Origin of the sequence: Sporosarcina sp. FSL K6-3457 (assembly GCF_038007285.1) — a bacterium.
Taxonomy (GTDB): domain Bacteria; phylum Bacillota; class Bacilli; order Bacillales_A; family Planococcaceae; genus Sporosarcina.
This window is the reverse complement of record NZ_JBBOWX010000001.1, coordinates 425,212-445,966: the sequence shown is the minus strand read 5'-3', so window position 1 is coordinate 445,966 and position 20,755 is coordinate 425,212. Positions and strand designations below refer to the sequence as shown.

At 41.4% G+C, this 20,755-nt stretch carries 21 protein-coding genes; 6 read left to right on the top strand and 15 right to left on the bottom strand.

Going from position 1 to position 20,755, the window contains the following annotated elements:
* The first annotated feature begins 4 nt into the window (after nucleotides 1–4).
* Nucleotides 5–1,210 (top strand): FtsW/RodA/SpoVE family cell cycle protein, encoded by a 1,206-nt coding sequence (locus N1I80_RS02235; protein ID WP_340736347.1) that lies wholly within the window; start codon nucleotides 5–7, stop codon nucleotides 1,208–1,210.
* 166 nt (nucleotides 1,211–1,376) lie between these two features.
* Here N1I80_RS02235 and N1I80_RS02230 read toward each other — a convergent pair whose 3' ends face one another.
* Complete coding sequence (locus N1I80_RS02230) at nucleotides 1,377–1,514, bottom strand: Lmo0850 family protein (protein ID WP_340736346.1); 138 nt, start codon at nucleotides 1,512–1,514, stop codon at nucleotides 1,377–1,379.
* Between the two features lie 336 nt (nucleotides 1,515–1,850).
* Here N1I80_RS02230 and N1I80_RS02225 point away from each other — a divergent pair, with 336 nt between their 5' ends.
* On the top strand, nucleotides 1,851–3,026 hold the full coding sequence (locus tag N1I80_RS02225; RefSeq protein WP_340736345.1) for an MFS transporter: 1,176 nt from the start codon (nucleotides 1,851–1,853) through the stop codon (nucleotides 3,024–3,026).
* A gap of 44 nt (nucleotides 3,027–3,070) precedes the next feature.
* Here the strand turns inward: N1I80_RS02225 and N1I80_RS02220 are convergent, their stop codons facing one another.
* Nucleotides 3,071–4,372 (bottom strand): MFS transporter, encoded by a 1,302-nt coding sequence (locus tag N1I80_RS02220; RefSeq protein ID WP_340736344.1) that lies wholly within the window; start codon nucleotides 4,370–4,372, stop codon nucleotides 3,071–3,073.
* Between the two features lie 239 nt (nucleotides 4,373–4,611).
* Here N1I80_RS02220 and N1I80_RS02215 point away from each other — a divergent pair, with 239 nt between their 5' ends.
* On the top strand, nucleotides 4,612–5,850 hold the full coding sequence (locus N1I80_RS02215; protein ID WP_340739948.1) for a helix-turn-helix domain-containing protein: 1,239 nt from the start codon (nucleotides 4,612–4,614) through the stop codon (nucleotides 5,848–5,850).
* 49 nt (nucleotides 5,851–5,899) lie between these two features.
* On the opposite strand, the gene N1I80_RS02210 is transcribed toward N1I80_RS02215, so the two are convergent.
* Nucleotides 5,900–7,291 carry an L-cystine transporter gene (locus N1I80_RS02210; protein ID WP_340736343.1) on the bottom strand — a complete coding sequence of 464 codons (1,392 nt, stop codon included), beginning with the start codon at nucleotides 7,289–7,291 and terminating at the stop codon, nucleotides 5,900–5,902.
* Nucleotides 7,292–7,624: 333 nt separating this feature from the next.
* On the opposite strand from N1I80_RS02210, the gene cls reads away from it, so the two are divergent.
* Nucleotides 7,625–9,076, top strand: coding sequence for a cardiolipin synthase (gene cls, locus N1I80_RS02205; RefSeq protein ID WP_340736342.1), 1,452 nt, complete (start codon nucleotides 7,625–7,627; stop codon nucleotides 9,074–9,076).
* A gap of 77 nt (nucleotides 9,077–9,153) precedes the next feature.
* Here the strand turns inward: cls and N1I80_RS02200 are convergent, their stop codons facing one another.
* The 4 genes from N1I80_RS02200 to N1I80_RS02185 all read right to left on the bottom strand — a co-directional run bounded on the left by N1I80_RS02200 (nucleotide 9,154) and on the right by N1I80_RS02185 (nucleotide 12,426).
* Nucleotides 9,154–10,086, bottom strand: coding sequence for a M15 family metallopeptidase (locus tag N1I80_RS02200; protein ID WP_340736341.1), 933 nt, complete (start codon nucleotides 10,084–10,086; stop codon nucleotides 9,154–9,156).
* 113 nt (nucleotides 10,087–10,199) lie between these two features.
* On the bottom strand, nucleotides 10,200–11,054 hold the full coding sequence (yidC, locus tag N1I80_RS02195; protein ID WP_340736340.1) for a membrane protein insertase YidC: 855 nt from the start codon (nucleotides 11,052–11,054) through the stop codon (nucleotides 10,200–10,202).
* 42 nt (nucleotides 11,055–11,096) lie between these two features.
* Nucleotides 11,097–11,921 (bottom strand): helix-turn-helix domain-containing protein, encoded by an 825-nt coding sequence (locus N1I80_RS02190; protein ID WP_340736339.1) that lies wholly within the window; start codon nucleotides 11,919–11,921, stop codon nucleotides 11,097–11,099.
* 163 nt (nucleotides 11,922–12,084) lie between these two features.
* On the bottom strand, nucleotides 12,085–12,426 hold the full coding sequence (locus tag N1I80_RS02185) for a hypothetical protein (RefSeq protein WP_340736338.1): 342 nt from the start codon (nucleotides 12,424–12,426) through the stop codon (nucleotides 12,085–12,087).
* A gap of 186 nt (nucleotides 12,427–12,612) precedes the next feature.
* On the opposite strand from N1I80_RS02185, the gene N1I80_RS02180 reads away from it, so the two are divergent.
* Entirely contained in the window at nucleotides 12,613–13,107 is a 495-nt protein-coding gene (locus N1I80_RS02180; RefSeq protein ID WP_340736337.1) for a GNAT family N-acetyltransferase, read from the top strand.
* A gap of 49 nt (nucleotides 13,108–13,156) precedes the next feature.
* Here N1I80_RS02180 and N1I80_RS02175 read toward each other — a convergent pair whose 3' ends face one another.
* From N1I80_RS02175 to mntR, 5 genes are all read right to left on the bottom strand, one after another.
* Entirely contained in the window at nucleotides 13,157–13,627 is a 471-nt protein-coding gene (locus N1I80_RS02175) for a DUF4064 domain-containing protein (RefSeq protein WP_340736336.1), read from the bottom strand.
* Between the two features lie 363 nt (nucleotides 13,628–13,990).
* Complete coding sequence (locus N1I80_RS02170; RefSeq protein WP_340736335.1) at nucleotides 13,991–14,272, bottom strand: GNAT family N-acetyltransferase; 282 nt, start codon at nucleotides 14,270–14,272, stop codon at nucleotides 13,991–13,993.
* Between the two features lie 45 nt (nucleotides 14,273–14,317).
* Nucleotides 14,318–15,208, bottom strand: coding sequence for a DUF1002 domain-containing protein (locus tag N1I80_RS02165; RefSeq protein WP_340736334.1), 891 nt, complete (start codon nucleotides 15,206–15,208; stop codon nucleotides 14,318–14,320).
* 64 nt (nucleotides 15,209–15,272) lie between these two features.
* Nucleotides 15,273–16,130, bottom strand: a complete 858-nt coding sequence (locus tag N1I80_RS02160) for a CvfB family protein (protein ID WP_340736333.1) — start codon at nucleotides 16,128–16,130, stop codon at nucleotides 15,273–15,275.
* Nucleotides 16,130–16,555, bottom strand: a complete 426-nt coding sequence (mntR, locus tag N1I80_RS02155) for a transcriptional regulator MntR (protein WP_340736332.1) — start codon at nucleotides 16,553–16,555, stop codon at nucleotides 16,130–16,132. Before mntR ends, N1I80_RS02160 begins: the two co-directional genes overlap by 1 nt.
* A gap of 117 nt (nucleotides 16,556–16,672) precedes the next feature.
* On the opposite strand from mntR, the gene N1I80_RS02150 reads away from it, so the two are divergent.
* Nucleotides 16,673–16,828: a lmo0937 family membrane protein gene (locus tag N1I80_RS02150; protein ID WP_340736331.1), complete on the top strand. Its 156-nt coding sequence runs from the start codon at nucleotides 16,673–16,675 to the stop codon at nucleotides 16,826–16,828.
* A 106-nt stretch (nucleotides 16,829–16,934) separates the two neighbouring features.
* Here the strand turns inward: N1I80_RS02150 and N1I80_RS02145 are convergent, their stop codons facing one another.
* The 3 genes from N1I80_RS02145 to N1I80_RS02135 are packed head-to-tail and all read right to left on the bottom strand — an operon-like array spanning nucleotide 16,935 to nucleotide 20,527.
* Nucleotides 16,935–18,038, bottom strand: a complete 1,104-nt coding sequence (locus N1I80_RS02145) for a GNAT family N-acetyltransferase (RefSeq protein ID WP_340736330.1) — start codon at nucleotides 18,036–18,038, stop codon at nucleotides 16,935–16,937.
* A gap of 28 nt (nucleotides 18,039–18,066) precedes the next feature.
* A complete protein-coding gene (locus N1I80_RS02140) occupies nucleotides 18,067–20,175 on the bottom strand; it encodes a heavy metal translocating P-type ATPase (protein WP_340736329.1) in 2,109 nt (702 codons plus the stop codon).
* Nucleotides 20,162–20,527 carry an ArsR/SmtB family transcription factor gene (locus tag N1I80_RS02135; RefSeq protein WP_340736328.1) on the bottom strand — a complete coding sequence of 122 codons (366 nt, stop codon included), beginning with the start codon at nucleotides 20,525–20,527 and terminating at the stop codon, nucleotides 20,162–20,164. The genes N1I80_RS02140 and N1I80_RS02135 overlap by 14 nt, the downstream gene beginning before the upstream one ends.
* Nucleotides 20,528–20,755: the final 228 nt, after the last annotated feature.

The following is a 20,755-nucleotide window of genomic DNA, read 5'->3' as shown; positions in this document are numbered from 1 at the left end:
TTCTATGAAATTGATTAATAAACCAAAAGAACGTTTTGACTGGACACTTGCGTTCATCTTATTACTATTTTGCTTGATAAGCTTATTTGCGATTGCCTCTGCGCAGACAACCGGGCAATACAAATACAGCTCGGGCGAACTCATTAACTTCGTTCCATCGCAAATTCAATGGTATATCGTCAGCTGTATCCTCATTGCCATCACCATGTACTTGGAGCCTGAACAGTATAAAAAGGCAGCTTGGTTTATTTATGGCGGCGGGCTTTTTCTACTCGCTCTTTTGCATTTCCTTCCTGATGGCATGAGCCTCGTAGCACCAAGAAACGGCGCCAAGAGCTGGTTCCATCTTCCCGGAATCGGGAGCATTCAGCCTGCCGAGTTCATGAAGACCTTTTTCATCATCGGTTTAGCGCGAATGATAACGCAACACCATGAGAAGTTTCTGGAAAAAACATTAAAAACAGATTTTTATTTACTCGGGAAAATATTAGTCACTATGCTTGTCCCCCTCGCATTCATCATGATGCAATCAGATCTTGGGACAGGGCTCGTGTTCATCGCGATTACAGCAGCATTGATTATCGTTTCGGGAATTACATGGCGCATCATCGTACCCATTTTTGCTGGAACTGCCACAATTGGAGTTACGCTGCTATTGTTAGCATTGTACGCACAGGAATTTCTGCAGGATACGTTTGGCTTCAAGTCCTATCAGGCGGCAAGAATTTACTCATGGCTTGATCCCTACTCCTATTCGTCTGATGAAGGGATGCATCTCATTACATCACTCAATGCAATTGGATCGGGCGAAATTTTTGGTAAGGGCTATAAAGGTCGGGAAGTGTATGTGGCCGAAAGTCATACCGATTTCATCTTCACATCAATTGGGGAGGATTGGGGATTTATTGGGGCGAGCCTTGTCATTTGTATGTACTTCTTTCTCATCTATCATTTGACGAAGATTACACTTGAATTGAAAGATCCGTTCAGTACGTATATTTGTGCAGGGATTATTGCCATGATTACATTCCATGTTTTCGAAAACATCGGTATGACGATTCAATTGTTGCCTATCACAGGAATTCCACTACCATTCATCAGTTACGGCGGAAGCTCGCTGATGGGCAATATGCTGGCCATTGGGCTAGTGTTTAGTATGAAGTTCCATCATCGGACCTATATGTTCAGTTCAGATGATGACAATGAATAACAAACAAAAGCGAAGGGCGCCTGCTTAGATGCGACAGGCATAAGATGGATTGGCGGAGAAGCGATTTTTGCCTCGTAGCCAATACGGCTTATGACCCGAGCATCTGGCGCTCGGAGTCTAGACGGCAGAAAAACTCCGACACAATTCGTCGGAGTTTTTCTTTGTGTTAGGATTGAATTTGTGGGTCTTGTGCAGGTGGCGCTAGGGCTTTCAGCATTTCCAGACGGGATTTCGTTATCGTCGCCGAAACACCCAATTTCGCCAAGTTGGAGATGATCTTCTTCAAATCAACTTCTTTAGCCATCTTTTCCACCTCGACCTTTCTATTAGTGTAGGACGTATATATACAGGTAAAGTTTCTAATTCTGATGAAAATTGTTCCATTCAAGTGCTACTCTAATCATACCACTCCTATCCACTTTTAAATCTTTCAATTATGTTACAAATTATGCCCTTTTGTAAATATTTCATACATGATAAAGTTGGATAGAGACGTTGCTTAGTTTTAACAAAATATTGTTTAGTTCCGCGATTACATTGCTTACTTTTTCAAAAAGGGGACGACCTTCCATTTACGTTGTCCGAATAGCGTGCAAGGAGTAGAATGAATGTATAGATTCACTGGAAAGTAGGTTTTTTTATGAAAAAAGCAATCCTTCTACTCATGTCCGTTCAATTTTTTGTGTATTTGGGATTCGGGATCATTATTCCGATTCTCCCTGAAGTCATTGTGCAACAAGGCTTCTCTGAAGTACATGTCGGCGGATTACTAACTGTTTATGCACTTGCTTCCTTCTTCACCGCACCACTCTGGGGTGCATTGTCAGATCGAACAGGAAGAAAGAAACTGATTATGACGGGGCTAATCGGCTTCAGTCTTAGCTTCTTCTTATTTGCCTTATTCATTGAAAACTTACCTCTTCTGTATATGTCACGCATAGTTGGCGGTGTTTTCTCAGGAGCACTTTACACGGCTGTGACGGGATTTGTTGCAGATATGACAGATGAGGATAATCGGAATAAATATATGGGATTGCTCGGTATGTCAATTGGACTCGGTTTCATTTTTGGTCCAGCAATCGGCGGTGTACTTGGTCATTCGAGCCTTCAGCTTCCGTTCATCGCATCCGGCGCATTAACCTTACTGTTAATGATTTATGCGAGCATCATTTTGAAAGAACCAGAGCGACGTGGGCAGGCTAATAAACGAGCAATACTCCCTAAAGGTGGCGCTACGCTATGGCAATACCGCATTCGTTATCTGTTCCTGTTTTCCTTCATGGTGACGTTCCTACTAGCTGGACTTGAAGCTACATTCCAACTATTCCAAATGACCAAAATTGATATTACGCCTCTTCAGCTCGGTTACTTGTTCATGGCCAGTGGTTTTGTCGACGCAGCTATTCAAGGTGGTGTCGTTCGTCGTGTGAAAAATGGCACGGAAACCACATGGATGATTTGTGCGCAAATCGTAGCTGCCGTAGGGCTTCTGCTTATCCCATTCACCTCCAGCCTCATTTGGGCAGGGTTTGCGTTGAGCGTATTCACAGGTGGGAATGCACTCGCTCGGACAGTTTTGGTTTCATTGACGACAAAAGAGTCCGGTGGCAAATACGGAACAGCCGCGGGAATGGCCTACTCTATGGACAATATGGGGCGCATCATCGGACCTCTCTTATTTACATGGATTTTCACGCAACAGGCAGGCAATATGTATTTCATCTCTGCCATTCTTGCGGTCCTGGCAGTCGGATTGATCTTTGCGTTTAGAAAGTCTGCTAAATCATTGCGGAATTTAGAAGCCGTAGTTGAATAAGTGAAAGCAACCTTTTGACCAATGTCAGAAGGTTGCTTTCTTTTTTATACTTCCGAAACTATATCCGACTTCACCACTTTCTCTCCGGCAAGTTCTGGGTGTGCCTTCCGCACAACAGATGGCCTTGCCAACACAAGTACAGTGCCTATCAATAACAGACTTGAAATAATAAGTATCCATTGAGCCGGGAAGATATCATACAAAAATCCGAAAATCACAACACCTAAAGGCATTAACGCCATCGCCGCTGTCTCAATAATTGAAAACACACGCCCCTTATAATCATCATCAATCATTTTTTGCATCATGACTTGTATCGGTGTATTGACAAGTATTATTGTTGCTCCAAAGCTAAACATTAGGATAATATAAAAGCCGATCATAACGCCATACTGCATCGACAAAATGAGTGGCAACCCTATACCTCCAATCAAAACACCAAGGACAAGAATGCCACGCTTTGACACAAGTAACGGGTACTTCACTTCTTTACGCATCGATAAATAGATGGACAACAGCAACATCCCTACTGCGAATGCACCTTCCGTTAATCCAAAATGTTGGGGGAGCATTTCCAACTTGTTAATAAGAACAAAAGAATAGCCTACTTGGTACGCACCAATTAAGAAATTGACAAACAAGGTAATCCAAATAAGCGCCATCAAAATAGGCTGTTGTTTGAGATAGGAAACCCCTGCCTTCATACTTTGCCACATCGACTCCTTCGCTTCTCCCACGACTACCTCTTTTCGTTTTGCGAATAACTTAAAATTCATCGTCGATTCAAGAATCAACGCAATGATTGACGCAATCATGTACATACTAAGAAATACTGGCATTGAAACAGTACCATACAGTAGCCCAGCAATTGCAGGACCACCGATTGTTGCAAATGAGATAGACATCTGGTTCATCGACATTGCTTTTTGAATTCGAGCTTCATCGACAAGTCCAGTAACGGAGGAACTAAACGCGATTCCCGAAAATGTCGAAGCTATGGATAAGATCACGGTCGTTGCATAGATTGCCACAAGAGATAACCCCGAAGTCAAACTGATGGCGAGGAGCCCCGCAATTGCGCAAGAAGAGGCAATTTGCGCCGTAATGACAATGATTTTACGAGAATATTTATCCGCTATATAACCGGCGAATGGTGCAATGAGCGTCCGAGGTAGGATGCTACAAATAAGGTTTGTTGCAAAGCTCGTCGCAGATCCCGTCAGCTGTATAATATAAAAGCTGATGGCAAACGTGTATACCTGTGCACCAAATGAAGAAATAAGCTTACTCGTCATGAATGTCCATAGATGATACGTCGCCCTTTTAAGCTTCAAAGCCTCTTCCATAAAAAACACCCCATTCCGTAATGTTTAATTAAATTAAACAAATAATAACACGCCACTACTTCCACTACAAGCAAAAGTTTAATATAATTAAACTATATTCAAATTAATTCAGTAAGGTTCTAGCCCTAGCTGAATTAATTTGAAGCCTCCTGCGGATGTCACAAATTTTGAAATGAGTTAATTGAACTTTGCTCAATTCAAAATCTGGACGCAATTACATCGAGGCATAATTGATAATCATGGAGGTGTGCCACATCGAAACGTTAGGTGAGCGTATACGGAAATTGAGGAAACAACAGCAGCTAACACTTGAAGCATTAGCAGGGAAACAGCTGACAAAAGGCATGCTAAGTCTGATTGAAAATAACAAGGCCAATCCTTCGATGGAGAGCCTGTCTTATATAGCGGAAAGACTTGGTGTTGAAGTTTCAGAGCTACTGGAAGAAGTGAGTACACAGGAATTAAGGGCAGTGCTGGACAAGGCGGAGAAACTGTATAATACCGATTTTGATGTATTAACAGATGAATATAGCCAACTCATTACGTTAGTTGAACCGTATATAGATAAATTAATGCAAGGATATGAAGCCGCACGTTTATTGGAAATGTATAGCCGCTGTCTTTACCATGAAAAAAAAGAAGCTTGGCAAGAGCCTTCTAACAGAGCTGCACAAATCTATGAGCAGATGAAAATTACTCCAAGACGTGCCAGTATCGGCATATTCCGAGCAATGGTCAAATTTACAGAACATCACTATGACGAGGCACTAGCTATCTTTCTCCGAGAACGTTCTGAAATCGAAGCCAACAACGCATTCATCGATCCGATGACACGACTTGATTTTGACTATACAGAGGCAGTTCTCCACTATGCGGTAGGTGATTTCGTTTCTGCAATCCAGGTCATGGAAAATGCCATTGAGTTTTCCAAAGAGAAACAGGTGTTTTATCGCATTGACCACTTGTACAGACTCGCAGCTGCGCATGCAATGATGAAGCAAGATGATAGCGACTACGCCTATTACATTAAGAAGCTAACGCAATACGGCGACTTTACAGACGATAGAGATGCGCTCTTTTTCGCAAAACTTTCGAAGGCCCATTATTTAAATTCATTTAAAAAATCATTCGAAGAAGCCCAACTGTTATTAAATTTCCTCTTAGAAAAAGGTGATTACTCTAAGGAATATGATGCATTTCTCTATCTAGAAAAAGGGATATCTCTCTTCGGACTCGAAGACTTTGAACATGCACTTGTATTCCTCGAAAAAGTTACAATCGCTGATTATATCCACCATCCGTTCGACCTATCCTCGCTTTACCAAAAGGATGCGTACCAAGCACTTTGCCACGTGAAGCTTGGGAATCCAGTTGAAGCGTTACGTCTCATTGACATTGCGATAAAAAATATATCAGCGATGCCCCACACACCTTACAAAGACTTCATCATGGAGACATACGATTTAATTACAACTTAAAAAAATCCCGCGGAAGACAATACTGTCATCTCGCGGGATTTTTAAAATTTTAAGCTTCTGCTGTTTGGTTTGCAAGTGGTTCGTTGTAGACGTTTGTATCAAGTTCACCTGTCACACGAGCTGTTGTTACGCCAGCTGTCATCGAGCCGCTAACGTTTACAGCAGTACGTCCCATGTCAATTAGTGGCTCAACAGAAATCAATAGACCTGCTAATACGACTGGAAGGTTCATAGCTGATAAAACAAGAATTGCGGCAAATGTTGCTCCTCCACCAACACCAGCTACACCGAATGAGCTAATCGCTACGATGGCTATCAATGTTAGTAGGAAAGTCGGTTCTAACGGATTTTGTCCGACAGACGGTGCAATCATGACCGCCAACATTGCTGGATAAATTCCCGCACAACCATTTTGTCCAATTGATAACCCGAATGATCCGGCGAAATTGGCAATCCCGTCAGGTACACCCATACGTTTCGTCTGTGCATCAATCGTTAACGGTAATGTTCCTGCACTTGAACGTGAGGTGAAGGCGAATATCAACGCTTCTCCTGCTTTTTTCACGTATGTGATTGGATTCAATCCTGATAATGTAATAATGATTAAGTGAATTCCGAACATCACCAATAGTGCTGCGTAGGAAGCGAGTACAAACTTCCCGAGACTGTAGATAGCGGCAAAATCCGATGTCGCAACAGTACGTGCGATAATCGCTAAAATTCCGTATGGCGTCAAACGTAGGACGATTCTGACGACGCCCATAATCAAAGCATAAATCGCGTCAATTCCCTTTTTCACCGTTGCCGCATTTTCTTCATCTCTTCTTGTAATCGCCAAGTACGCGAAACCAAGGAATGCTGCAAAGATGACGACCCCAATTGTTGATGTTGGACGTGCACCTGTGAAGTCAAGGAATGGATTGGCAGGCAATAAGTCAATCAACTGATCAGGTAACGCCTTTTCAGATACACCCGCTGAACGTTCTTCTATTGAAGCCCCACGTGCAACTTCCGCTTCTCCTTGTACGATTTCAGAAGCATCAAGTCCAAATATCAGTGATGCCGATATTCCGACGATAGCAGCAATAGCTGTTGTACCGACTAGCATCCCTAAAATCATAGCAGCCATTTTCCCAAAGTTCTTACCGATTGTTATTTTTGTAAATGCCGCTAGGATAGAAATGAAAACAAGTGGCATAACAATCATTTGAAGTAATTTGACATAGCCAACTCCGATTAAGTTAAACCACGGCATAGATTCTTTCAATACTGCTGAATCTGCTTCATAGGCAAAGTGTAAAATAAGTCCGTATGCAATTCCGAGCCCGAGTCCTGTAAATACACGTTTCGAAAATGAAACCTTTTTGCGGTTCATTCCATATAATAGACCGACGAGCAACAGCAAACCAGCAATGTTCAATAAAAGAAATAATGTATCCATATTCTGTTCCTCCTCATTTCATAATGTAAGTGTAGAACATACTTTATACCATCAATACCTATCAGTCAAGTAGGTTTTATCAAATAGTTAGTAGGAATTTCCCTTTCTATACTTACAAAGTATGCAAATCATTTTACTATGGTTCGAATTCTTGCTGAATTGGGCTGAACGTTAACTATATTTTCCAAGTCATAAGATACTAATCTAAACTGACAGCTTCCTGTTGAACCTAGCCTTGACGTATTTCTTAATAATTAGTTGTTCCATTCCTCTTTTATCTTCATTATCCGTTATACTAATTACATAAACATCTATTTGAAAAGGAGGGCGCTTATGGCTCAAATAATTAGTTTTTCGGTAACAGCCACTCTTATTTTGAATATATTTCTGGCAATCGCTCTTATTTTTCTGGAACGAAGGGATCCAACCTCTACATGGGCATGGCTCCTTGTGTTATTTTTTATCCCCATCTTCGGTTTCTTTATTTACCTATTACTCGGCAGACAATTACGAGAGAAGCATCTTTTCCGTTGGGAAGGACGGAGTAAAATTGGTATCGAGAAATTAATTGATTACCAAATTGAAGCAATTGAAGAAGATACACTTGAGTTTAGACTCGATGATACAGCTCACTACCAGGATATGATTTATCTTCACTTGCGCAATAATCATGCTGTGTTAACTCAAGATAATGACGTCCAGGTTTTCAACGATGGGGAAGCGAAGTTTGAAGCCCTCATCCAGGATCTGGAAAATGCCAAAGATCATATCCATTTTCAATACTATATTTTACGGCTAGATCACTTAGGGAAAAGGATAGTAGATGTGTTAGTTCGGAAAGCCAAACAAGGCGTGAAAGTACGTGTCTTATTTGATGATATCGGCTCTCGTGGACTTCGTAAAAAGCATTTCCGGGAATTGACGGATCACGGCGGAGAGGTTGAAGCCTTCTTTCCAGCCACTATGCCTCTCATTAATCCGCGTTTAAATTACAGAAATCACAGAAAAATCGTCGTCATCGATGGACGAATTGGCTACGTTGGTGGATTCAATGTCGGAGACGAATATCTTGGGTTGAATAGTAAATTTGGCTATTGGCGTGATACACATCTTCGTATTGAAGGAAGTGCGTTACATCCATTGCAAACCCGCTTTATTTTAGACTGGAACCAAGCTTCAGAAAAGCATGATATTGAATACGCAGAACGATATTTCCCTGCTATCCCGCGAAAAGGCTCAGTTGGTATGCAAATTGTTTCCAGCGGCCCCGACGAGGAATGGGAACAAATAAAAGACGGTTATTTAAAAATGATTTTCATCGCAAAAAAGTACATTTACATCCAAACGCCTTATTTCATCCCTGATATTAGCTTCCTTGATGCTCTTCGGATTGCCTGTCTGTCAGGCGTTGATGTACGAATTATGATTCCCAATAAGCCTGATCATATGTTTGTCTATTGGGCAACTTATTCGAATATTGGTAAGCTATTGAAGGCCGGTGCTAAAGTTTATATTTATGAAAATGGCTTCCTGCATACGAAACAAATTGTTGTCGACGACGAACTTTCTACTGTCGGAACAGCCAATATCGATGTACGTAGCTTCAAATTAAACTTTGAAATAAATGCCTTCATTTACGATCGTGAAAAGTCACATGAACTCGCTGAATTATTCGAACAGGATATGCAATTATCGACTGAATTGACTTATGAAGCCTATTTGCAACGTTCACGTACGATTAAAATAAAGGAATCTATTTCACGCTTGTTATCACCTATCCTATAAGACTAAAAGGGACACTCCCATTTTATGAGGGCGTCCCTTTTAGTATGGTGAAATCTGAGTCAATTATTCGTAGACCATCAAATTCCAAGATATTCTTCCAACGTAATGTTGCGTTGGAAAATATCAGTCGCGATTTCAATACCAACATATCGGAAATGCCACGACTCGTGCATATATCCTGTCACAGTTTCTTTGCCTTCAGGATAGCGCATAATGAAACCAAAACGATGGGCATTTGCTGCCACCCATTTCCCCGCTTCCGTTTCTCCGAATGATGAAGAAGCCCAATGCTTTTCAAAATTCACTTCACCAATATCAAATGCAAGCCCCGTTTGGTGTTCAGAATAGCCAGGACGTGCACTATATGTGTCCGCTGCTTCCTTACCATCACGCGCGACATATCTTTCATAAAGCGTTGTCTGATAGTCGAAAGCCCTGTACGTGCTGAATGCCGTAAGTTTAAAACCCGATAGCGTAGCTTCTGCTGCCATTTGGTCAAAAGCGGCACGCGCCGTCTTATCTTCACCAGGGGCAAATGTTGAAGGTAATGGATACTTTTTATTAGCTATCAAAATCTCTTGTACATATGTCGGTTCTGAGGGTAGTTTTTGCCCTTCGATATAGCCGCCATTATCAATCTTCGGATTCGTTTTTACAGGTTCTTCAGGTTCCTTCGCATCATTTTCAGCTGGTTTTACGGGTGTCGTTGCGGGCTTTACAGGTTCCTTTACTGGCGACTGTTTCTCAGGCTCATTCTCGCCTATTTCAACTTCAGGTGGTTCCGCCAAATCCGGTTCTTCTTTGGCTAGTTCAGAATCCTCCACTACTGGAGCTGATTGGTTAATGACTTTCTGAAAACTCTTAGTACTTTTCTCTACGCTCCAGTCATTCATTCCAAGCCAGATTACGAGTCCTGTCATGATGATTGCTGAAATAAGTAGTGAAATTGTTAATGTCTTGCTTTGCCCTTTTTTCTTCTTTTGATAATTATATTTCGTTTTCTTTTTCATCCATATGCCTTCCTTCTCACTATGTATATATAGTTTACCATTATTCATCATTTCTCGTTTCAGTTTGCTTGTTAACCTCAAAAAAAGGCCAGAGATTGCTCTCCAGCCTTCTGTCATTTGCTATCTTTTTTCTTTTTTTCTAGTTTTACTGTGTCTACTTGTTCTTCCTTTACTTCTGTCGATTCAACAGCTTCTTCTACTTTGACTACTGGCTGAACTTCCTTGTAGTACAATTTGCGTCCCAAGTATGTTTGGAAAATAAGGAGAATCCCCCCGACTGCCCAGTACAAAGGTAACGCCGACATCGCCTTGAATGAGATAAACATAATCATAATAGGAGACATGTAGATGAACATTTTCATCTGCTTCTGTTGCTGCTCAGGCATTGTCCATAGAGAAACGCGTGCTTGAACAAAGTACACGGCACCCGCTAGTAGCATCATAATCATATCTGGTTCACCGAGGTTAAACCAAAGGAATTGATGCGACTTGACCTCTGGTGAATAAAGGATAGCAAAGTAGAGACCCATAATGATTGGCATCTGAATGATAAGTGGTAGGCAACCCATATTCAACGGATTGACCCCATGCTTTGAATAGAGCCCCATCATCTCTTGCTGAAGCTTCATCTGCTCTTCTTTGTCTTCTTTGTCCTTCGCTTCTTTAATACGTTTCTGGATATCTTCCATTTCCGGACGTAGTGCATCCATCTTCACTTTCATCTCTTGCTGCGATTTATAGTTTTTCAGCATAAGCGGCAAAAGAACTAACCGTATCAATACTGTAATGAGTATAATCGCGAGACCATAGCTTCCATTGAACTGGTCACTAAAAAATTGTAATAACCAATCCATTGGCTTAACAAAAATATTGTAAAACGTACCTTCTTTATTCTCAACACCGGCACAACCACTTAAAAAAACAGCAGTCATCATCAACATTGATACTAACGCAATTTTCTTCTTCATATAGGCTCACCTTCACTAATTCAAACTACTGCAAAGTATACCCTACATGGTCACCTGATTACAACGATTGACCGTCCATTGACTACTTTTTTCCCCTGGAAGTGTGAACTTATAGTATTCTCCTGCTAAACTACTTCGAAATTCCCTTGGTGTTCGCCCCGTATACTTCTTGAATATACGCGTAAAATAACTTTGATTACAAAAAAAGAATTTGTCCGATATCTCAGCAATTTTCTTATCAGAAAAACGCAGATGATATTGAGACTCTTCTACTTTACGAATATTAATATATTCTACAAGCGTAGAACCAGTATGCTCTCGGAATATACGAGACAAATGGCTCGCACTAATGTTGAATTGTTTAGCAATTTCTTCGACAGTCAACGCAGATTCTATTCTTTTATCAATATGCAAAATGACATTATTTACTGTGTTATGCAGAAGGGCTGGTCGTTTTTTCTTCATTAGGACATGCATATAAAATTCAATGATTTCATCCGCCACTTCAATGGCATTCCTATCATTTAGTTTTGAATCAATGAGCATGAAACAAGATACATTAAAAGTAAATGCTTTACTAGAATTATCATAGTCACTTTCTAAATTCCTAGCCATTATCGATGAAAGAGTGATCAAATAGTACTTAATCATAGTAAACTTATCTTCTTCTATATGCTCTTGCATGGACTCTATAATCTCTTGAACTACTTGGTGTGCTTCTTCTCCTTCCAATAGAAATAGATGCTGTAACAACTTTTTTTCCTTTGCGAAAAAAAACTCAATTCCTCCGTAGTTATATTTCTGTTCAAGTTCATGTATAAAGGCCTCAGTAGATGTGAATGGCTGTCCATCATAAGCTAACTGCATCTGATTACCCCTTTCCACTCTATAAAATAAACAATACGTTGGTTTCCTTCATTTACCTACTACCTAAAGTATAATACTTTTCAACATATTTACAACATAAAAAAACGCCTCCTTATTTTAGAGGAAGCGTTTTTTATGTTAATATGATAATACAATAAATCACTTACTGCTCTTCTTGACCACTTTGTTCTTTTTTATGATAAAGCCCGTCTGTTTCAGATGTCATTTTCACATCATCTTCAACTTCCTGATTATAGTAATGAACGCTCGTCTGAGCACCTTCACTGACCATTTTATTGTCTTGAAGATCGTATGGATCCGAATGACCGACTTTCGTCTCCGGAGAACGATTTAACTTTTGTGATTCCATGAAAGAATCGACTTTCGTCTTCATATTATTGAAAGCAACCTGTGCCTTATCACGATTTTCTTTTTTACTAAAATAAGCATAAGCGCCTGCAGCGATCGTCGCAATTAGTAAGCCATTGTTTCGTTTACGTGCCATTTACAACATTCCTCCTAGCTTTCATTCAAATTACGGATATATCAAGTATACCCTTTTAAAGCCGCTCACAAACATCCATTTCATAATCAAGTCCCCTTTTACAAATATATCATTTTCATGACAATAGTAGTTTTCATCCCCATTATTTGTTATGATAACAAAAAGAAATGTTGAGGTGAAAGTGCAATGATCCGATTGATGACAACCCAGGATAGCGCGCACGTTCAACACATTGCACGTTTAACTTGGTTTGAAACATATAAAGGTCTTATTCCCGAAGATATTCAGAAAAAGTTTATCGATCGTTCCTATTCACATGCGATGATGCTAAAGCGGATGGAGAGGTCTACTGTGCTCATTGCTGAGTGCGAAGGAAATCCCATTGGTTTTGCAAACTTCACGAAAAAAGATGAAGACGGTGATTCCGAATTGACTGCGATGTATGTTTTACCATCGCATCAGCATATGGGCTATGGTAAAAAGCTATTTAACTATGCACTTTCTATGTTGAATGATGCCCAGCAATTTTTTGTTTACGTAGATGGACGCAATCTAAACGGACGAGCTTTTTATGAGAAGCAGGGCTTTGAGCTACTCGAAGTATTCGAGGAAGATTTCGAAGGGCATCCCGTCGAAACAGCACAGTATGTTTATTATATTTACGATCCTGTTCTTATATAGTAAAAACAAACCGCATTCCTTGGTAATAAAGGAATGCGGTTTTTCTAGCTTATAACGGCCTCATTGTTCCATCATATTGATCGTCTGTAAACTGCGGTTTATCGGTCATCGGTGGTTTTCTTGTAAAACAAAGAATTCCTGCAATATAAAGAAGAATCGATGGTAAGGAAATAACCCCTGCTAAGACGCCCGCAATGATAAACATTATCCCCGCCAGTTTCGGATTATTGTTATTCCAGATTTTCACGATACCGACAATTGTCATTATCACACTGATGATTAGACCAATAATGATGAACCACATAGTACCTCCGAATAAACCTAACACCATATTAATTATCTCAAGATCTTCCGGCCCTAGTGTAGGATCTGAAAGTATTCCTTGTTCAAACTCATTTTGGAACTGGGGATCTGACTTCACAAGGTTAAAAAATGACACTAAAATGACACTCAAAATAATGCCGATTATTGATAGTACAAGACTAACAATGGATAAAGACTTTTCTGCTGTTCTTTTCATATTTTACACCTCTTTCTTTTATTCTATATATGATTATACGTTATTTGGTAGAATAGGTTTCATTTTTTTCAAATAGGGTACTAAATATGTATCACCTACAACTGAAGAGAAAGGGGACGTTACAAATGGAGAAAAAGCTAATTTTTAGCCAATCTGACTTATTGTACACTGTCGCCGGCGCATCTGTGTTGACAGGTATTTTGTACTTCATTACTTTAATGTGAGGGATCAGCATGCAGTCAGAACTTTCAGCTTTACTATAAAAGGCAATCCGTTATGAAAACTCTGCGGATTGCCTTTTAGTATGCTGATTATCAATTATATATCGGCGTAATTGCGTCCAATTCTTGCTACTAGTTCAAGTTATACCTTCACGTCATCATAGTCTTTATATCGTTCAAATGCAGTGACGACATACGAGCAAACAGGCTCCATCTTCAATTCTTTGTCACGTGCATAGTCAGCTGCTCGGTCCAGCAATACTTTTGCAACACCTTGACCACGAAGAGCAGGTGATACAAATGTATGATCCATCACCATAACATCTCCGAGAAGTGTCCACGTAATTTCAGCTAGCAGTTCGCCTTCTTGTTCATGACGGTACGCAAATGCATCTCCACCTAGTTCCACAAATTCAAACTCCATTTTCACTACCCCTTTTCCTGAGATCATGTTTTTAATCGCAGTAGCTTATTTAAACCACGATTGAATAGAATCAAAAATACTAGCGAAGAAATTTTTTACACTTTCCCAAAAGCCTGGGTCAATATCGCCAAGCTTCTCTTTAATTTTGGACGCCATATCGTTTAGTTGTTCGGATAGCTTGTTGAAATCGATATCCAATTTACTAATTCGATCCATTAGATCGATAAGTAATTGGCGGTCTGCTGCGCTTAACTCGATATTAAGCTTTTTCAGTTGCTCGACAACAATTTTCTCTACTTCTTCTTTCGTCGCAGGGTTTTTCTCTGCAATTTGTTTTTTAATTTCCGTTAACAGCTCGGATACTTTGTCACTGTCGACTCCGACTTCTTGCGCAAATTTCGTGGCAAGATTTAACTCATCATTGGCAACATCCGTCCGTTCTGTATCGAGTGTTTCACCCGATACCTCATAGGCTTTGTAAATGCCGACTAATGCGGAATGACCCGTCACTTTTTTGGGTGACGCAACCTCTACAATCGCATCCTCAATTCCGGCTGTCAGCATCGCATTCGCATACATATCAGGCGTCACTTGTGTAATATTGTCCTCAGTCACAATCGAAATCACAAGTCCTTTACCTGCATCTCGTCTTGTAATTTTAGCCGATGAATACATCCTCGCTTTACTGTCGCCATCTTTAATATATTTTACGAGATCACTGCCGTCGACCGTAATCTCTTCTACTTCTGCCTCTTTAGCAACACCTAAGCTTACCTTCACGCTTTCTTTTTCAGCATCGGATAGGTTAGCACCATAAACAACGATTGGCACCCCTAACTTTTCGTCAATAACAGCGTCGTCTGCACGGACGAGCCCAGGTGCTAAAATACTAACTGCCAGTACAGCCACCAAAATCCTAGTAATAAAACGTTTCACACACATTCCTCCTTGTTATACAAATTAGTACGATTCGGAGTCAGAAAAGTTCCTACTTCTTATATTATTTCAGTGTTGTCCATCCATCACTTTGTTCAACTCTGCCTTCTTTCATCAACTTCCCAAGGGCACGTTTGAACGATGCTTTACTAATAGAGAACATTTCCTTAATTTCAGCCGGCGAAGATTTGTCAGTGAAGGGCATTCTTCCCCCAACTTCATCCAAATAGCGCAAGATAATGTCAGCATCATCGCCTAGTCGCTCTTCTTTCCGCGGTAGCATGGAGCCGTTCAATGTTCCATCCTCATGGACAGCAATGATACGCACATCCACTTCTTGACCAAGACGCGGTTCACTCTCCTGCTCTGTATTATGGATAAAAATGCGGTGATTTCCCGGAATGCTCAGCATGAAGGAGCCAACTGGCAATAAGCGATATGCTCTTGCTTTAACATTCATATTTAAAGAGGCCGATGATGCTTCGTTAATTTGCTCCAGCACACGTTCCTCCGTTGCAAGTCGACCGAAAATATTGCCGCCTAAATCCATTCGCAACGTCATATACAATGCGTCGTCTACCTTTGGCCAAAGCGAACGCACCCTAGGCATATCCGTCCGGTTGACAAGTACTTCAAAGGAAGAACCAATATCAACATAGACACCTTCTTTATCATCCACACGAATAACACGCGCCCAGCCATACGTTCCAGCTGTCATTAATGGCATTTGCATCGTCGCCGTCAGTTCACCTCTGCGATTCGTATACAGGAAAACATGAACCGTATCTCCTACTTGAATCGTATCGTTTGCATCGGATGCATTCATCATAATATCGTCACCATTGCCATCCAAAATCCAGCGCGAGCCATCCCGCTCTAATACGTCCAAGTCGGCTGTGTAGCCCGATTTAAGTTCTTCCACTATTCATCTACCTCTTCCTTATGATCCATTACCCGTAATTTCCTAACAAATTCTTTGTCTTGCCCCATTGCTTCGACTAGGTCCGTTATCCGATCCATTGCGTTCCAGCTAAGATGATGTTCAATTCCTTCCACATCACCGTAAATATTCTCTTCATCCACCCCAATGATGCGAAGAAACTGTTCAAGAAGCTCGTGACGCCTTACAAGCTTCTTTCCGAATACTAAACCTTTGTCCGTCAACTCAAGCCCCTTATAACGCTCGTAGACGATGTATCCCTCGCGATTGAGTCGCTGTGCCATTTTTGTAACGGAAGAAGGAAGAACCTCAAGTGATTCCGCAATATCCGACACTCGCGCAGTGCCTTTCGCCTCGATATGCAAATAAATCTGTTCAAGATAATCTTCCATACCTGGTGTTGCCAACCGTACCACCTCCAGTATGTAGTAGCTCCCCCAATTACTCCCCTCCACACCACGAAATGTTTAAGCATTCTTTTCACAGGGTAAATATGGATTAGACAGAGTAAAGGAGCGAATGCTATGGGACGTATTATTTGGTTCATTATTTCAGTACTTTTTGTGTTTTGGTTATTAGGGCTTGCATTCAAAATCGGTGGAGGATTAATCCATATCCTCCTCGTTATAGCGGGGATCATCTTTGTCTTCCAACTCATAACCGGAAAACGATCTTTGTAACGAAAGGGATGTCGACTTAAAGTCGGCATCCCTTTTTTATTGCCTAGCTCCAGCAAGGGCATACAGGATGTCTTGGTTAGGCTACTATCATCACATTTTGCTTCGCTTAGTCTATTTTCGCATAGATACAGGTGTTTCGTAAAACATTTCCATCAGGTGATAAGGAATCTTGTTGCAAAATCCCTTCTAGGATGAAGCCTGCACGCTCTGCAACACTGCGACTTTTCCCATTTTCTTCATCACATCGAATTTCTACCCTACGTGCCCCTAGTTGCTCAAAAGCAAACCGCTCAATTCGTTGAACAGCTTCCGTTATATAACCGTTACCTTCAAATTCTGTCGCAAGCCAATAACCAATTTCGAATTTTGGAATGGACCAATCGATTCTATGGAGTCCTGACGCGCCAATGAATTCCCCAGTCTCTTTACTATAAAGATGGAATCGTAAATCTTGGCGGGTAATGAAATCAGCAACTGCTTTGCGCAAGTTCTCCTCTGTCTCATGTAACTCGGGTTCCTCTTGCGCCCACACCATCCACTCACGTAATGCAGGTATTGAATTCCGTTTCGCGCTCCAAACATCCAGGGCATCGCCAATTTTAGGTGCTCGAATAATTAATCGTTCCGATTCAAATGACTCTGTGAAATCTGGAATTCTCGGTAGTGTCGACGCCTTTTCTCCATCTTCCCAGACGACAGGCGTCGTTGTGCCAGCATCAAAGTCTTCCCGTGTTATCCCATAAGTAACCGCATCATAATAAGAATTCTCTTTTGGCGAGAACCATGCGTTTCGCAAATGGGCTTCTTTGACAAAGCCAGCACGTTCAAATGTTTTCCGCATCGCAAGATTATCCTGCCTTGTATGACCTTCTAATCGGATTTTCTTACCTTGTAAGCCAAAGACATATTCTGCAACAAGACGAAGTGCTTTCGGGCCATAGCCATACCCTCTCGACATATCTGCAATGCGCAGATCAAACAACGGGATTTCATCTTGTAAATCATGAATTTTGACAATCCCTACTTTATCCATTTTGTCATTTTCCACCCAAAATGTCTTCACTTCATCTGACTCATAGCCGCCTTCTTCAATTGCCTTTTCAATTAGTTCACGTCCTGGATGGGAGTTTCCATGAAAAGGCCATGTGTTCGTCGTCATAAAATGGATAAGCTGCTCCTGCTCTTCCATTGTCCACTCTTGTAACCGCATTAATATTTACCTCCGTACAGCCTACTCGTTATTTATGAATGCGCAATAATCGTAATGAATTCAGTACGACTAGTAGCGTTGCACCCATATCCGCGAAAATGGCAATCCATAAGGTTAGCCATCCCGGAATGATAAGAAGTAATGCTACAATTTTTAACCCTAATGCAAACATAATATTTTCCTTGATAATACGCAATGTTTTTCTACTTAATTTCATTGTATAAGGTAGTTTTCCTAAATCATCGGCCATGAGTGCGATATCCGCTGTTTCTAATGCCGCATCTGTTCCTGCTCCACCCATCGCAATTCCAATAGAGGCTGCAGCTAACGCCGGCGCATCGTTAATGCCATCACCCACCATCGCAACGCGACCATATTGCTCACTCAATTGTTTAATAGCCGTCAGCTTGTCTTCTGGCATAAGACCCGCACGTACATCCTCAACGCCTAACTTGTCAGCAATCGCCTGTGCAGTTGTCTGGTGATCGCCAGTCAACATCACCGTGTGACGAATACCAATTGCCTTCAATTGCTCCAAAACAGCCTGACTTTCCAAACGTATTGGATCTGCTACCGCTAATAAACCACTAAAGGCCGTGCCTGTGACAATCGCCATGACAGACTTGCCTTCACGCTGCAACGTAGCTGCTTGTCGCAACATCGACTCCGGTATTGAAGAAAGCTCCTGTGCCCAGCCAATACTGCCGATATAGGTTATCACGCCACTTATTTCTGCATAGGCGCCTTTGCCTGTTACCGATTGGAAATTTGTCACTGCCACAGTTTCCGCCCCATTGCTGCGGGCATAATTGACAATTGCTTTGGCCAACGGATGCTGAGACATCGATTCCACTGCTGCAATCATACTCAATAACTGATCTTTAGCAACCCCTTCATTGACCATAAAATCTGTCACTTCTGGATAGCCTTTCGTCAATGTACCCGTTTTATCGAAAGCAATGGCATTCAGACGCCCTGTTTCCTCGAGGTGGACGCCTCCTTTAATCAAGACGCCTTGACGTGCCGCATTGCCGATTGCCGTGACAATGGCAACAGGTGTAGATACGACGAGCGCGCATGGACAACCAACGACGAGCACCGCGAGACCTTGATAGATCCATGTGTTCCAATCACCACCAAACAGCGGTGGAACAACAGCTATAAGAATCGCTAACACGATAATTGCAGGTGTATAATATTTTGCAAATTTGTCGACAAATTTCTGTGACGGTGCTTTTTCCGCTTGCGCCTCTTCGACGAGGTGGATAATTTTCGCAATCGTTGTATCGCCAACAAGTTTCGTTACCGCCACTTCTAGCGCACCTTCCTCATTCAGGGTGCCTGCAAATACTTCATCATCAGTAGTTTTAAGAACTGGCACAGATTCACCTGTAATCGCCGCTTGATTGACCGTCGAGAAGCCTGTCAAAACCTTACCATCCATAGCTATTTTTTGTCCCGGCTTTACTAACAAAATATCGCCAATGACAATATCCTCCGTTGCAAGTTCTAGCTGTTCACCACCACGTTTCACAATCGCCGTAGGCGGAGCAATATCCATTAGCTGGCGGATAGACTGGCGGGCTTTATTCATCGAATAAGCCTCCAGTGCCTCGCTCACCGCGAAAAGGAAGACAACAACCGCGCCCTCTCGCCATTCACCGATGATAGCCGCTCCAATAATAGCAATTGTCATAAGCGTTTTCATGTCAAACTCGAAGCGAACAAGATTTTTAAGCCCTGTTTTAAATATGCCCGTTCCACCTACCACAATGGCTATTGCAAAAAGGACGATCGCTAAGGGATGCGTTTCAGCATAGCGGAATGACACAATCATCCCAGCGATTAAAAATAGCAAAGATAAAATCGTCACGATATTTTCTTGGCGCTTCAAGAAAGGAATTTTAGCCTCGACACGCTTCGTTTGAAGTGGGACCACTTTAATGCCATCAAAAGCACCGGCTGCCTCCAGATCTTCAAGCGTCGCACTACCGCTAAACGATAATTTGGATGCACCAAAGTTCACTTGCGCCTCCTCAACAGCAGGTAGTTTTTTGACGTTATTTTCAAATTTCATCGCACAGCTCGCACATGTCAAATTCTCTAGCCGATACTCTGTTTTTTCAACTGTCGCCATGGTCATCACCTTCCGTCGTATGTTCATACGCCACTTTCACAAGCTGATGGATATGATCGTCCGCAAGTGAATAATAGACCATTTTTCCTTTACGCTGTGATTTTGCTAGTGCATTTTCACGCAAGTAACGCAAATGATGCGAAGCAGTCGCAACGGAGGAGCCGATGACCGCCGCAACGTCACAGACGCACATTTCTTCCTCTAAAGTTAGTGAATAGGCGATTTTCAATCTTGTTTCATCCGCAAGTGCTTTGAATAGTTGAACAGCTGCCTCCATATTAGGTAATGCTTGTTGTACCCGTTCCACAACTTCTTCATGGACAACCGTTATTTCACATATTTCCTTCGTCATATCCACACCTCATTCAAATATTGGTTTGATTGATTTTAGTATATGTGAATTCTTATCAAGTTACAAGGCTAATCAAATAGGCATTTGAATGATTATCTGAATTTAAATACCTATTTGAATTCAGATAAAGCCTCCGGCCGATGTCATGGATTTTCAAATTCCAACAAAATTATGGACAAAAAGAAGGTTTTCGACAAAGTCATGCAGAATATTTCACAATAGCATTAC